At 24.9% G+C, this 14,790-nt stretch carries 12 protein-coding genes; 3 read left to right on the top strand and 9 right to left on the bottom strand.

Features of this window, described 5'->3' with window-relative positions; all coding sequences use genetic code 11:
* Positions 1 to 7: 7 nt before the first annotated feature.
* Positions 8 to 730, top strand: a complete 723-nt coding sequence (locus tag BHAMNSH16_RS13270; protein ID WP_008731477.1) for a TlyA family RNA methyltransferase — start codon at positions 8 to 10, stop codon at positions 728 to 730.
* Here the strand turns inward: BHAMNSH16_RS13270 and BHAMNSH16_RS13265 are convergent.
* The 9 genes from BHAMNSH16_RS13265 to BHAMNSH16_RS13225 form a co-directional block, all read right to left on the bottom strand.
* Positions 727 to 1,929: a cyclic nucleotide-binding domain-containing protein gene (locus BHAMNSH16_RS13265; protein WP_069731829.1), complete on the bottom strand. Its 1,203-nt coding sequence runs from the start codon at positions 1,927 to 1,929 to the stop codon at positions 727 to 729. The genes BHAMNSH16_RS13270 and BHAMNSH16_RS13265 overlap by 4 nt on opposite strands.
* A gap of 50 nt (positions 1,930 to 1,979) precedes the next feature.
* A complete protein-coding gene (locus BHAMNSH16_RS13260) occupies positions 1,980 to 3,137 on the bottom strand; it encodes a cyclic nucleotide-binding domain-containing protein (protein ID WP_069731830.1) in 1,158 nt (385 codons plus the stop codon).
* Positions 3,138 to 3,300: 163 nt separating this feature from the next.
* Positions 3,301 to 4,455 carry a cyclic nucleotide-binding domain-containing protein gene (locus BHAMNSH16_RS13255; protein WP_069731831.1) on the bottom strand — a complete coding sequence of 385 codons (1,155 nt, stop codon included), beginning with the start codon at positions 4,453 to 4,455 and terminating at the stop codon, positions 3,301 to 3,303.
* Positions 4,456 to 4,801: 346 nt separating this feature from the next.
* A complete protein-coding gene (locus BHAMNSH16_RS13250) occupies positions 4,802 to 5,986 on the bottom strand; it encodes a cyclic nucleotide-binding domain-containing protein (protein WP_069731832.1) in 1,185 nt (394 codons plus the stop codon).
* Positions 5,987 to 6,136: 150 nt separating this feature from the next.
* A complete protein-coding gene (locus BHAMNSH16_RS13245) occupies positions 6,137 to 6,616 on the bottom strand; it encodes a hypothetical protein (RefSeq protein ID WP_008727744.1) in 480 nt (159 codons plus the stop codon).
* Between the two features lie 7 nt (positions 6,617 to 6,623).
* Positions 6,624 to 7,046, bottom strand: a complete 423-nt coding sequence (locus BHAMNSH16_RS13240) for a SoxR reducing system RseC family protein (protein WP_069731833.1) — start codon at positions 7,044 to 7,046, stop codon at positions 6,624 to 6,626.
* A 17-nt stretch (positions 7,047 to 7,063) separates the two neighbouring features.
* Positions 7,064 to 7,645, bottom strand: coding sequence for an SAM-dependent methyltransferase (locus tag BHAMNSH16_RS13235; RefSeq protein WP_008727742.1), 582 nt, complete (start codon positions 7,643 to 7,645; stop codon positions 7,064 to 7,066).
* Positions 7,646 to 7,801: 156 nt separating this feature from the next.
* Positions 7,802 to 9,205 carry a tetratricopeptide repeat protein gene (locus BHAMNSH16_RS13230; RefSeq protein WP_069731854.1) on the bottom strand — a complete coding sequence of 468 codons (1,404 nt, stop codon included), beginning with the start codon at positions 9,203 to 9,205 and terminating at the stop codon, positions 7,802 to 7,804.
* A 98-nt stretch (positions 9,206 to 9,303) separates the two neighbouring features.
* On the bottom strand, positions 9,304 to 11,940 hold the full coding sequence (locus BHAMNSH16_RS13225; RefSeq protein ID WP_008730334.1) for a calcium-translocating P-type ATPase, PMCA-type: 2,637 nt from the start codon (positions 11,938 to 11,940) through the stop codon (positions 9,304 to 9,306).
* 545 nt (positions 11,941 to 12,485) lie between these two features.
* Between BHAMNSH16_RS13225 and BHAMNSH16_RS13220 the strand changes: the two genes are divergently transcribed.
* Both BHAMNSH16_RS13220 and BHAMNSH16_RS13215 read left to right on the top strand, forming a co-directional pair.
* Positions 12,486 to 13,553 carry a hypothetical protein gene (locus tag BHAMNSH16_RS13220; RefSeq protein ID WP_069731834.1) on the top strand — a complete coding sequence of 356 codons (1,068 nt, stop codon included), beginning with the start codon at positions 12,486 to 12,488 and terminating at the stop codon, positions 13,551 to 13,553.
* Between the two features lie 95 nt (positions 13,554 to 13,648).
* Positions 13,649 to 14,641, top strand: coding sequence for a hypothetical protein (locus BHAMNSH16_RS13215; protein WP_069731835.1), 993 nt, complete (start codon positions 13,649 to 13,651; stop codon positions 14,639 to 14,641).
* Positions 14,642 to 14,790 lie beyond the last annotated feature (149 nt).

The raw sequence follows: 14,790 nt of genomic DNA, 5'->3' as shown, positions 1-14,790 counted from the left end.
CATATAAATGAGATTAGATGAATATGTGCATAGTAAAGGCTATACAGAAAGCAGATCTAAGGCACAGGATATAATACTTGCCGGCTGTGTATTTGTTAATGGAGTTAAGGTAACTTCTAAGGCTCATAAAATAAAAGATACTGATAATATAGAAGTTGTACAGAATATAAAATATGTATCAAGAGCCGGAGAAAAGTTGGAAAAAGCCTTTATAGAATTTGGTATATCTGTAGAAAATAAAATATGTTTAGATATTGGAGCTTCTACAGGCGGTTTTACAGATTGTCTGCTTAAGCATGGTGCTAAAAAGGTTTATGCTCTTGATGTAGGACATAATCAGCTGGTTTATAAACTTCGTAATGATAATAGAGTAATATCCATAGAAGATTTTAATGCCAAAGATATAAAAAGAGAAATGTTTAATGATGAGATTCCATCTATAGTGGTAAGTGATGTTTCTTTTATATCAATATCAAAAATAGCCCCTATTATATTTAAAGAATTAAATAATTTGGAATTCTGGGTAACTTTGATAAAGCCTCAATTTGAAGCTGAAAGAGGAGATGTTTCTAAAGGCGGTATAATAAGAGATGATGTTCTTAGAGAAAAAATATTAAATAATGCTATTTCAAGAATAATAGAAATAGGATTTAAAGAAGTCAATAGAACAGTTTCGCCTATAAAAGGGGCTAAAGGCAATATAGAATATTTAGCTCATTTTATTATTTAATCATTTTCTATTCTATGTGTATTTCTCTGTTTATATATTTCATATTCTTTATAGAAACTTTCTATATCATTTACCATTAAATAACCTTCTTCTGATATCTCTAATGACTTGATTTTTAATATTTCATCTTCTATATTATTTTTATATTCAACTCCTATCATAGAACAGATATCATTTATATTGTATTGGAATTTTATTTTATTTATATTTTTGAATAAGAGTTCTGCTTTTATTAATGCTTCTATTATTATTACAAATTTACTTACAATCTTATTAGCATTAAAAGATCTTATTCTAGAAATTGTTCCGTATATTCTCATACTCATCATTTTTACAAAATATAATCTTAAATTTCTATCAGACTGCACCAAACTCATAGCATCTTCTTTTTTTATTAATTGTAAAATAGAATCTTCCAAAACTATAGCTGTAGTTGAAAGATATTTACTATTTTTGGAAATAGGGGTGTATCCGTTAAGCACATCATCTGTAGCCAATACCCTTCTAGTTACTTGTTTGGAATCAAATATATTATATACGCCAATTTTTCCATATTTTATCACATATAGATAATCTTTACTTTGAAGTTCTGTATATAAACAATAGCCTTTTTTATATTTATAGATGTTTGCTTCTATATTTTCAGGTTCTTCTATTGGTTTTAAATTTTTATATAAATTATTAAGCTCTTCTTTTCTTTCTTCATCGTTAGGATTAAGTTCAATATATTTTTTGTACAATTTATATGAAGCATCATAAAATCCATTATTAATATATATTTTGCACATTTCCATAATATCAAAGTTTGAAGATTTATTATGTCTGCTGTAATACGGATTGTTTTCCTTATGCAAAAAATAATAATATCTATTAAGCCATCTTTCTATATTAATAATAAGATAATCATATATTTTATTTATAAGGCTTATATTATTAATTTTTTCTATTTCATTGATATTCATTTCTATTACTTCTGTATCTTCTAATGCCTTTACTGTAGAAAAGTAAGGTTCATTTAAAACGGCATTGAATAATCCTATAATTTCACCTTCTTTATATTCTACAGTATAATTATCAGCGAAATAACTGTATACTACTACTTTTCCTTTTTTTATTATATAAAAAGTATATTTAGGCTCCTGACCTTCTATAAATATTGTGGCAGATTTATTAAAATTTATAGTTTTGTACTTTAACATAAATAATTCCTATATTGTTTGTAAACATTTTAATACATTTATAATGTATGTCAATAATTATTTTTTTGATATTCATAGTATTCTTTAAAAAAATCATTAATATTTGCAATTCTTATATATTTATCATTTACTATTTCTAAAGTTTTTATTTTTTTTAAATTATTAATAATATCATCCATTTCTAAATTCAATGAATTTTGTATATCATAAATAGTATAGCTTAATATGGCTGTATTTATATCTTCAAACAGAGTTTCTATTTTAAGCAAAGCAGATATCAATATAAATAATTTAAAAATTTTATTTTTTTCTTCTATTGCTTTTATTTTAAATAATATATTTATTACTTTCATTGACATCATTTTTACATGACAGCTTCTAAAATGCTTATCTCTTATCAGCATTTCTATAAACTCTTCTTTAGTTACTACTTTTACATAAGATGATTCTAAAGCAATAGCTGAAGTTAATAAAGGCTTATATTCTAATTTGGGTTCATATCCATCAAGAACATAATTTTTTTTGTATATATCTTTAAGTAAAAGTTTTCCGTTTACAATATTATATATCCCTATTCTACCGGATAATATTATATATAAATGATTGCTTGCTTTAAATTCTGTATATAAGCAGCTTCCCTTTTTATATAAAAATATATTTGAAGTAAACATACTTGGATTATTAGGTTTGGGAAGTTTTAATAATTCTTTTTTTGTAGATTCTATATCATCTTTATTTTCTAATGTATCTATATAGTTTTCATACAGTTTATAAGCAGCATCAGGAAATTCATTTTTTAGATATATTTCTGCCATAGTGAATATATTTTCTTTATAATATAAATCTACTTTATTTTTTACTAAATTTGTATAATAACGAGATAGCCAAGTTTCTAATGTAGTATTAAAATAATTATATATTGTTGTTATTAAATCATTACTTGTGATATTATTTATATCTGATAATGATAATTCTAAAACTTCAACATCTTCTTCTGCTTTCATAGTTATTGTATACGGCTCTCCTGCAGCTAAATTTACTAATCCTATAATATGTCCAACTTTATACTCTCTATCATAATTACTAGAATTTATTGCATAAGATATTGCTTTACCTTTGGTTATTATATAAAAAGAATCTTTGGGAAAATTTCCTTCCTCATATATAAAAGATGACTTTGGGAATTTAATGGTTCTGTAATTATTCATGCTTTACTATGTATATTTAAATATTCCTAAATTTAAAACAACACTACTAACAGCTGAATTATACTATATGATATAATTATGTCAACAAAAAAAATAATTAGATTATGCGGTTTTTATTTTAAAAAATTATCATAATTATGTATTACAATATCTTATATAAAAATTAATTTGTATAACTTTCATATTCTTTAAAATACTTATCTATATCTTCAATTATTATATTATTAGAATCATCAATTTCTAAATAATCTATATTTTTTAATGAGTTTGTTATTTCATTTGTATCGGTACTATCATGCATCATATTTTTTATATCTTCTATTTTGTAGTATAGTTTTATATATGTTTTTTCATAAAATAAAGTTTCTATTTTTAGAATAGAATATATTAATACTATTAGCCTATCTTTTAATTCTATTTTCTTCATAGATTTGATTTTTAATATTGTACTTATAACTTTCATAGATATCATTTTTATAATTTGGAATCTTAATTCGGCATTATCATGAAGCATTTTTATTAATTCTTCTTTAGTCATAATATCTATAATAGAATCTTCTAAAACTACAGCAGTTGTAAATAGGGTTTTATACTCAAGCATAGGGGAATAGTCATCAATAATAAATTGTTCAGGATATATCATTCTAGTAATATAATTAGAATCTGCTATATTATATATTCCAATTCTTCCTGATCTTATATAATAAACATGATTTGTAGTTTCAAGTTCATTGTATATACAATATCCTTTATACATCTTATAAGAATTACCACCTATATTTTCCGGATCTTTTGATGTAATTAATGTTTTCATAAATTCTTTAACATTATTAATATCATTAGTATTATTGCTTAGTAGATTAATATATGATGAACATAATTTATAGCTAGCATCAGTAAATCCATTATTTTTATAAATTGATGCCATAGTTAATATCTCTTCTTTATTGTAGAGATCTACCTTGTTTTTTACTATTAAACTATAATATTTACTAAGCCAAATTTCAAATACAAATGATAAATAATTTAATATCTTATTTATTAAATGCTTATTATTAATTCTGTTTATATTTTCTATTTTTATTTCAAATAATTCAGTATCCTCTGTTGCCTCTACAGTAGAATAGTAAGGTTCTTTTGTTATAGATGCTATTAAACCGATGATATTTCCCATTTTATATGTATATGAATTATCGTAAAAATTATTATAAGATACAACACTTCCTTTCAAAATTATATAGAAACAGTCTTTAGCAATTTTAGTATTTTTTAATATAATATCACCTTTTTTATATTTAACTAATCTGTATTTTTCCATAAATATATTCTTTAATATTATTTAATGTAAAAATTATAATACTTAGAGAAATTATGTCAACAATAATAAAAGGTTATATTATATAATTTTTGCATTCTTTAAAACAATTTTTTATATTTATTGCTTAATATTAAAATCATTTCTATAATTTCATATATTTAATTCGATATAAATTTTTTCATTATTTAAATATAAACAAATGACATTTAAACAGTATACTAAGCAATATATTTTAATAGTAAAATAAAATGACTATATTATATTTATTAAAAAAATATAAAAACTATATATAAATATAATTAATGCAATAGAAAAATATTCTATCTATTCATTATAAAACTATTAATTAAGATATATTAGGAGTTGAATTTCTCTTTCTATACATATCATACTCTTTAAAGAAATTTTTTATATTTGGTATTATTATTTTTTCATCGCTAGAGAATAATATTACTTTAGTTTTATTCATTTCTGATTTTATATAATTAGTATTTTCTATACCAACCATACTACTTATATCTCGAACAGTATACGGCAGTTCTAAAAAATCAATATTTTTATCAAACAGCAATTCAGTTTTTACAAAAGAATATACCATACTATAAAATTTACCAACAGGACTTTTTATTGTTATGCTGTAGCTTTTTATTATCGTATTGTATGTTCTTCTAGCCATTATGTTTACAAGATGGTACTGAAGTTTTGTATTATTAGAAGCCAATATCAGAAAATCTTCTTTATTTACAGACTGAAGTATTGTATCTTCTAATGTTATGCATGTTGTAAGAAGAAGCTTATTTCCAAATATAGGTTTATAGCCTATAATATTTCCGCTTTTAAATATTATTCTAGTAATAATTTTTCCGTCAAATACACTATAAACCCCAACTTTTCCGTCTCTTATTACATATAGATTTGTATTACTTTCTAATTCAGAAAATATACAAGTGCCTGATTTATATTCCTGAAGATTAGACCCTATTTCTAAAGGAGGTTTTATATTATAATTAGTTTCTATTTCATTTATTTTATTATTTATTTCAGTATGGTCTTCATTAGGAAACATTTCTATAATTTTTTTATACATATAAAGAGCGGCCGATTTATATCCATTGTTATTATAAATATTTGCAATTTCAAAAGCATCGTTTTCTTTATAGCTTCCGATATTTAAAGATTCTGACAATGTATAAAAATATTTGCCTAGCCATATTTCCATAAATTTTATTAAATATTTGTATATTTTCTCTATTATTTTTGTATCTTCTATATTGTAGATATCACCGGCATATATTTCTACTAATTGTACATCTGTTGCAGCTATTGCAGTTGAATAATAAGGCTCTGAAAGCACAGCAGGAACAATACCTATTATATCTCCAGAAGTAAATTCAAAATTAGTGTTTTCTATAACATAATTTTTGTCTACTACAACACCCTCTTTAATTATATAAAATACTTCTCTTGCATTTTCTCCCGCAACAAATATTGCAGAATCTTTTTTAAATTCAACTATATTAAAATTAATCATAATTAATACCCACAAATTTTATATATAAATATTATACTTTATAATTAGTATATAACAAGATATTAATTATTTTTTATTTATGATATGTCATACTATTATAAAGTATAAAAATACAATTAATTTTAAATCAATATTAAAGATTTTATTTAATCATTCATTAGTATTCATTTTATTGGTATTTATTTCATTAGTGTTTCTCATTATTAAACTGCCATTGAGTAAACTTAATATAACCGTAAATGAATTATTAGTATTACACTCCACATTTATTCTTATAACTCTGCCGCTTTCAGATGAGTTTTTTGCAAGCTCTATTTTTCCATCAGGCTTTTTTCCAAAATAATAATTTGTTGTGATATAATATCCTTCATTCTTCCATAGATAATTTGCATACTTAACACTATAGCTAAGCACATCATCAACATTATAAAAATTTAATATCTTTATGTCCCCTTCTTCTATATTATCTATTTTAGGATGTACTTTAAGACCTGTAACTTTATTCAAAGACGATACAGCATCATTTCCTATTGTGTATAATTCATCATAAGGTCTATCTTTAGAAATCAAAAGATATGTTATGATTGATACGGCAATAATAGTTATTATGGTTGGTATTATTCTTCTCATATAAAGCCTATTTATCAAAATTTTCTATAACTTTATTTTTGCAAATTATATTCGCTATTATTTTATTATCCTTTTTTAATTTTCGTAATCCCAAAATAACATAAATAAAAAATACAATAAAAGAAAATATAGGACCTAAATTATGCTCTATATTTGATAATTTAGATATATACTCTCCAATGAAATATCCTGCTATAAGACAAATCAAAGGTATTACATAAACAAAAAAGTTAGTTCCTTTTTTTAATTCTTCAACTTCTATAACGACACTGTCTCCTTTATCAGCATTAATTTTATTAAATGCTCTAAGTACAACAGGTTTTCCTGAATTACATATAGTACATCCGTCGCAGCTTGCACTTCTCTGCAATTCAACTTTAGCTACATTATTTTCATAAGTTTCCAATACCAAAGCAAATTCTCTTTTCATTATTACTCCTTTTTATATTATCGTAACTTTTTAAAGTTTTTACAAAATAAAAATATTTCTCTGCTTTCATCTCTTGAGCTTTTAGGTTTAAATACATTTATAGAATCAAAATATTCAGATAATTCTTTCTTGAACATCTGCAAATCTTTACCATCAAAAACCTTTATAAAAAAATGTCCATTCTCTTTTAATACATCTTTAGCTAAATTAAATATAGCTCTGCATAAAGATATAGAACGAAAATGATTAGTTTCCCTATCAGATGTAGTGTTAGGCATAGCATCGCTTACTACAACATCAAATAAAGTATTATTGAATGATGTAATATCCATTTCTTTTATATCTCCCAATATGAATGTAAATCTTTGATGAGCAAATGAATTAGGCAGTATGTCAACTCCTACAACACAGCCGCTTTTCAATATTTTATTGAGCATATACTGACTGAAAGATCCGGGAGAACATCCAACATCAAGAACTGTATCTGATGCCTTTATAAATTTGAATTTATTTTGAGCCTCTTCTAATTTAAATACACTTCTAGCTTTATAATTTTCTTCTTTTGCCTTTTTAAAATAAAAATCCTGTACTTTTTTCATTTATCTATAAACTATCCCATAAACAATTTTATATTATTTTGAATTACTTTTAAATAAAAATCAACTGCTAAAATAAATATTATAAAAGAAAAACAGCAATAGAATGAATATCATCTACTGCTGTTTATCGTCTATAACCAAGTTAAAATATTGTACTTATAATATCCAATTAAGTTTTTCTTCTGTTCTAGTTACACCTACAGGTAAATTAGTAAGATTAGATTTATCAAGTAAACTCTCAAGTCTCTTTATTCCCACAATATCAATTCTTGACATAGCAGCATATCTTATAGCATCAGGACTTACCATAGCACAAGTTATTAATATAGTATTAGCAATATTCGCATTAACCGCATAATCATATAAATTTACAAGCTCATCATTAAATATAGGACTATAAGAAGTTCTGAAATAAACTATCTTCTTAGGAGAATGAGGACTATTACTCTCTTTAGCAAAAACTATAAAATATTTTTTGTCAGTTACCTTAGAAGAATACGGAATAAGCCCTATGCTTGCTACAACTTTTAAAGCAGTATCAAAAAATTCATCTCCTTCCAATTTAAAGAATTTTTTAATATTTTCACTATATCTTGAATCCTTATAATTGTTAAGCTTTTCATTAGCATCTTTATAATTAGGATCTATTACAATTACGCTTTCTAATATCTCCATAGATTTATTAATATTTCCTACTATATCATAACATTCAGAAAGTGTATAAAGTATGGCCAAATTTAATTCTTTATCATAACTGTCATAACTTATAGCTTTTTCTAATGTTTTTATAGCAGACTCAATATTTTCTAATTTAATATAACAAAGTCCCATCTCATATAATGATTTAACAGCATATTCTTTATCTTTATAAGAATTGGAATAATACCTTATAGCAGTTTTATAATCTTCTCTTCCTCTATAAGCTCTTCCTAAATTATAATTCAATAAAGGATCATCTGGGAATTTCTTATATATATTATTCATACCAGATATAGCATCATTGAAATTGCCTATATTAACAAAACAAAAAGCTTTATATTTTAAGGCTTCTGAATTATTAGGCTGTATATCTAATGCTTCATCAAAATACTTTATTGCAGTTTCATATTGCCTATTATCATAATATATTACACCTATTTCTAGAGCAACCACAAGTTTATAATCATCTATTCTAAATAATGTAAGATATTGAGCTAATGCTTCTTCCTTTTTACCAATTTTATTTAAAGCTCTGGATAATGCTAAAATAGTTTCAGGATTCTTATATCCCTCATCTATAGCATGTCTGTATTCTACTATTGCAAAAGAATACTCTTCCATGTTGGCATAGCAGTCCCCTATCATAGAATGTATTTCAGCTCTTTTTGTACCGGGTTTATCTTTAGCTAAAATTTCTTTAAGTTTTAATAAAGCAATATCACTTCTTCCTTCACTAAGAAATTTATTTACCTTATCAATATCAGATATTTTATCTGATGGTTTCTTAAACAAAAACTTTTTAACTATAAGCAAAAGTGTAACGAATACACATATAAATACTATAATAGGAATGTTATTCATTTTTATATCTACTCTATATTTTAAATTTACACTATATATAAATTCGGAATTATTATACATTATTTTAAAAAATAATTCCAATTTTTAATCTAAAAAATTTATCTCTTCACCATTCTGGTAAATATTTTAAAAATCTCCGCAGCTAAAACAACAATAAGGGCAATTCCTATAGTTTTTAGCCAAGTATTTACACTTAAAGGCACAGTATTAAAGAATCCGCCAGCATACTGAGTTGCTAATATCTGTAATATAAAAGTAATACCCATACTTAAAAGCATTAATTTATTATTAAGGAAATATTTGAATACACTGTCAAATCCCAACTCTCTGCTATTGAAAGAATTAAATATTTGGAACATTACAAACATAGCAAATAATACTGTAGACTGTTCTGCCTCTGTAACATTAAGTATATTTAATTTGCTTTGAAGCATAAATAATACTATCATAACAGCAGCTGAAAATACTATTTTAAATATCATCTTTTTAGTTACAATGCTTGCATTTCTTTTTGTAGGCATTCTTTTCATCAAATTATCTCTTATAGGCTCAAGTCCCAAAGCTATAGCAGGAGGTCCATCCATAATAATATTTATCCATAACAACTGTATAGCAGAAAATGGAGATTTTAAACCTGTTAATGTAGAAATCAGAACAACTACTACAGAAGCTAAATTAACTGTAAGCTGAAACTGTATAAATCTCTGAAAATTATCATAGATTCCGCGTCCCCATTGAACTGCTTTTACTATAGTAGCAAATGAATCATCAAGAAGAACTATATCGCTGGCCTCTTTTGATACTTCAGTACCTGTTATACCCATAGCAACTCCTACATCAGCATTTTTTATAGCAGGAGCATCATTGATACCATCTCCTGTAACAGCAACCACATTCCCCATCTCTTTTATAGCATTAACTACACGCATTTTTACTGTAGGTGTGCTTCTTGCTATAACAGATATCTTGCTTAAATTTTGTTTTAATGTGCTGTCGTCCATAGCATCAATATCTTTTGCCTCAAGAACAATGCTGTTTTCATTAAGTATTTTTAACTCTCTAGCTATAGCAGTTGCTGTTACTATGTTATCGCCTGTAAGCATTTTTATATTTATTCCAGCACTTCTGCACTGCTCAACAGCATCATAAACCTCTTTTCTAACAGGGTCGGATATTGCTACAAATCCGTCATATATCATATTGCTTTCTAGTTTTTCTCTATTATTTTCAACATTATCATCTGCTATTTTGTGAGCAAATGCTATTACTCTTTTAGCTTCATTTTGGAATTTTTCTATTGCATCTTCAATACCTTTTTTCTCATCATCACTAATACTGCACATAGACATTATTTTCTCAGGACTTCCTTTTGTAAATACAATAGTTTCATTATCTATTTTTGCAACAGTAGTCATATTTTTAGTTTCTGATGAGAAAGGATATTCATATATTATTTTTGATTTCTCTCTTATCTCTTTATAATTAAATCCGGACTTACTTGCAGCCACTAGTAATGCACATTCTGTAGGATTGCCTAAAAACTTAGCCTGATTATCTTTATAATCAACATCTGCTGTAGAGTTAATAGCAAAGTTTTTTATAATCTTTTCATTTTTTATATTTTCCGGATCTATATATTCACCATTAGCAAATAATTTATTTAAAGTCATTTTATTTTCTGTAAGAGTACCTGTCTTGTCAGAACAAATAACATTAACACTTCCTATAGTTTCACAAGCTACCATCTTTTTTACTAAAGCATTCTGCCTAGCCATTTTTATGATATTTATAGAAAGTGAAACAGCAACTATTGTAGGAAGTCCTTCAGGAACAGAAGCTACAATTAATACTATACTTGTAATGAATGCCTCTGATATAGTAGTAAAATTAGCATTACCTGTTCTTATGAAATTGACAACCTGAATTATAAATACTATAGCAGCAGCTGTTATACCAAATGTCGCTATTCTCTTTCCCAACTGAGCAAGTTTTTCTTGTAAAGGTGTAGAAGTCTTTTTAGTTTTAGAAAGCTCTCTAGCTATTTTACCAAACTCTGTTGCATCGCCTACAGATGTAATTATCATTTTACCATTGCCTGTGGTAACAAATGAACCTGAATAAGCCATATTTATTCTCTCAGCCACTGGAGTTTTTTCATCTGTAAGTATTGCATCAGCATCTTTTTCTACAGGCTCGCTTTCTCCTGTTAAAGCTGATTCATCTATATTTAATGATACGCTTTCTAATAATCTGCCGTCAGCTGGAAGTTTATTTCCTGTTTCTATAAATGCAATATCTCCAACAAGCAAATCTTTTTGATTAATTATTTCTATATTTCCGTCTCTTATAACTTTTACTCTAATATCTTCATTAATACTATTTAATGCTTCAAATGCCTTAGCACTTTTACCTTCCATAACTATTGTAATTGTTATAGACAAACTTATAGCCAAAAATATACCTAAGCATTCTAAAAAGTCAGCATGTCCTCCATTAAAATATGCAACTGTATTTACAGCTATTGCTATAATACCTGCAAATATAAGCATAAGTATCATAGGTTCTTTCAATGATTCTAATATTTTCTGAATCAAACTAGCACCTTTTTCTTTAGTAAAACTATTAGCACCATATTTTTCAAAACTAGCCTTTCTTCCCTCTTCATTTAATCCAATTTTAGGATCAACATTAAGCGTTTTAAGAATATCATCTTTTCTTCCTAAAAAACCGTTCATAAACTACCTCTCATTTAATTATTTTCTAATTATTAAAAAATGCATAAAAAAAGACTCATGTATAAATAAATCATCAAAGAATAGAAAATTATACTAATCTTTAAAGATTTATTTATACTTGAGTCTCATTAATTAAGGCTAACCAAACTCTACTAATTAAGAGCTGCGATGTTGGCTTTGCCGCGTAAAATACGCCAATTACTCCCTCATGAGTATTTGATTATGTTATAAGTATTATAGCATAATAAAAAAATAATGTCAATATATTGTAAAAAAATATTTATTTTTTTTAATATTTTTACATTATAAAAATAGTTAAATTAACTAATATACCTATTATAATTTATAAAAAATAGATATTCATTATTGACTTTTAATATACCTATTATATCATTATACTATAAATTATAGTAAGGTAAATTTTATTTATGATAATATTGCCATACATCAATAATATTTATGTTCTTAACAGATTCGTAAAAATAATATTTAAATATTATATAAACTTATTTTATATTTTCAATAATTTTTGTTAGGAGAAAATTATGAATAAAAAAATTTTATTAACAATATTTATATCTCTATTAATATTAAATTGTTCAGCAACAATAACAAACCCTAATCCTGAAAATGAAGTTGATATTGGAGACGGAAGTTTTATAGATCCTACTGCAAAACCTAATTCCCAATCATCAGAAATTATAATAACAGATCAGGGACAAATATCTGAATTTATTAAAAATCATAATGGGGCTTATTATTCCAGATATGATGATAACAGTCTTGGGCTTAGATATATAATAGACAGCGATTCAATATATAATGGATATGGTACAAAAGTTGAAGCAACAATGAAAACTTTATTGGGAAATAAACTTCAAATATACATAGAAGGTAAAAAAAGCGGATCTGGTGTTAATTTAGGATATGAAATGAATGATGAAATGTATACTTTTAATTTCGGAAGCGACGGAAATATTTATCTTTTTGCCAATGCTATATTTCATAAAGAAGCTTATCAAAAAACAAGCGGATATAGTACATTAATTGGAGAACCTATGTCAGAATTGATAACTTATTCTGGAAACTACTACTATTATGATTATGATGACACAAAAAAATATTATATACTTATAGATACAGCCGGACAAGTGTATATGGATGATAATTTTAAAATCAACTATTCAAAAGTAGAATTAAGTAATAGTGTATTAATAATAACATATAAACAAACAGGAGGCACTTCAAGCAGACAAGAACTTCATTTTTATGATAAAGACAAAAATCAAGATTATAAATTAATATTTGGTAATACTTGGATTAATAATCAATTACAGTATGAGGCTTTGATAAAATATAATCTATTTAGCCCATATAGCGGTATATATAAATCAGCAGACAGCAGCATAACTTTAACAATAACAACTACTGATGCTCAATTAAATACTGTAACATATAGCTATACACCTGTTATCATTGGAAATACTTTAACTATATATCAGTATTCTTCAAAAACAGGTACAAAAGTGCATAAATTTGTATTTAATGATGATAAAAGTAAAGCAGTATATACAAAACCAGATGGTACAACTGTTGAATTAAATAGATACTAAAAATTATTTCATAAAAATAAATAATAATATTGATTTTTTTACGATATTAACATATTATTCAAATAATAACATTTTAATTTACAAAGGAAGTAAAAATGATTAAAAAATTTTTATTAATTATATCATTAGTAATGATTATATTTATTATCGGATGTTCAGGTAATAATAACAAAGAAATAAAAACAGATACTGTAGAAATATCAAACTTTCTAAAAGGATATGACGGCAGATATTATCATGAACATGAATTTACAAATGGAAGCTACACTCATGTAGTATTTAGAATAGAAAATGGAAATATATACATAGGAGAAGATAAAAATCCAATAACTAATTTGTCTTTATCAAAAAATTCATTGTTAATGGATATTAATGGAAACACTCAGTTAAGTAATACATATAATCAAATATATTCAATACTTGAAGTTAATCTTTTTGATGATCATATAAAATTCAGCGGAAAAAATATTTTTGATAAAGAAGATTTTAATATTCCTGATGAAGACTACATAGTAATAAATAAAATTAAAGAATTGGGAGCATACACTGGTAATTACTATATACCAACTTTCGATACTAATGGTCAAATCAAAACTAAAAATTATACTATTTTAATAGACAAAGAAGGTAATATATACGGATATAAAGGGATGACAAATGTAGGAATGACTTTCACATTACAAGATAATGTCTTAAAATCAGAACATTATGACAATAATAATGAAAAGGTTATAATGTCTTATGAATTAGAAAAAGATAAAATAATATATAAAATAGATTTTATATATGGAAAAGAATATTCTTATGAATTAATTAAATCAGATCTATTTACTCCTTATTTAGGAACATATTCATCAGGTGATATAGTTTTGCAAGTAGAAGAAAATATTGCTACAATCAGCACTATGAAAGAAGGCAACTATCATTCTGAAATAATGAATAATAATAATTTAACCATATCAGAGATTTTATTTTCAAATGATGCTGCAATAGAAAAAATAGATCATAAAATCACATTCAATGATGATAAAACAACAGCTATATATACTAAACCAGATGGAAGCACTGTAGAATTGGCTAAGCAGTAAAATAATTCTTCAATATAAAAATTAAAATCCTATTCATATTATTTATGGATAGGATTTTTTATACTAAAAATAATAAAAAATTACAGTATTACATATTTATAAAGATATCTATAGCAAATCAAATAGTTAATAAAATATAATTTAATTAA

The sequence above is a fragment of the Brachyspira hampsonii genome (assembly GCF_002214805.1).
GTDB classification, from domain to species: domain Bacteria; phylum Spirochaetota; class Brachyspiria; order Brachyspirales; family Brachyspiraceae; genus Brachyspira; species Brachyspira hampsonii.
The sequence above is the reverse complement of the archived record's forward strand: the minus strand, read 5'-3'. Positions and strand labels throughout refer to the sequence as shown.

Coding starts and splice junctions, on each gene's coding strand:
- BHAMNSH16_RS13240 (WP_069731833.1), bottom strand. CDS start 7,046: ATGAAAAGAGAATTTGCTTTGGTATTGGAAACTTATGAAAATAATGTA.
- BHAMNSH16_RS13225 (WP_008730334.1), bottom strand. CDS start 11,940: ATGAACGGTTTTTTAGGAAGAAAAGATGATATTCTTAAAACGCTTAAT.
- BHAMNSH16_RS13255 (WP_069731831.1), bottom strand. CDS start 4,455: ATGGAAAAATACAGATTAGTTAAATATAAAAAAGGTGATATTATATTA.
- BHAMNSH16_RS13220 (WP_069731834.1), top strand. CDS start 12,486: ATGAATAAAAAAATTTTATTAACAATATTTATATCTCTATTAATATTA.
- BHAMNSH16_RS13260 (WP_069731830.1), bottom strand. CDS start 3,137: ATGAATAATTACAGAACCATTAAATTCCCAAAGTCATCTTTTATATAT.
- BHAMNSH16_RS13230 (WP_069731854.1), bottom strand. CDS start 9,205: ATGAATAACATTCCTATTATAGTATTTATATGTGTATTCGTTACACTT.
- BHAMNSH16_RS13265 (WP_069731829.1), bottom strand. CDS start 1,929: ATGTTAAAGTACAAAACTATAAATTTTAATAAATCTGCCACAATATTT.
- BHAMNSH16_RS13250 (WP_069731832.1), bottom strand. CDS start 5,986: ATGATTAATTTTAATATAGTTGAATTTAAAAAAGATTCTGCAATATTT.
- BHAMNSH16_RS13245 (WP_008727744.1), bottom strand. CDS start 6,616: ATGAGAAGAATAATACCAACCATAATAACTATTATTGCCGTATCAATC.
- BHAMNSH16_RS13270 (WP_008731477.1), top strand. CDS start 8: ATGAGATTAGATGAATATGTGCATAGTAAAGGCTATACAGAAAGCAGA.
- BHAMNSH16_RS13215 (WP_069731835.1), top strand. CDS start 13,649: ATGATTAAAAAATTTTTATTAATTATATCATTAGTAATGATTATATTT.
- BHAMNSH16_RS13235 (WP_008727742.1), bottom strand. CDS start 7,645: ATGAAAAAAGTACAGGATTTTTATTTTAAAAAGGCAAAAGAAGAAAAT.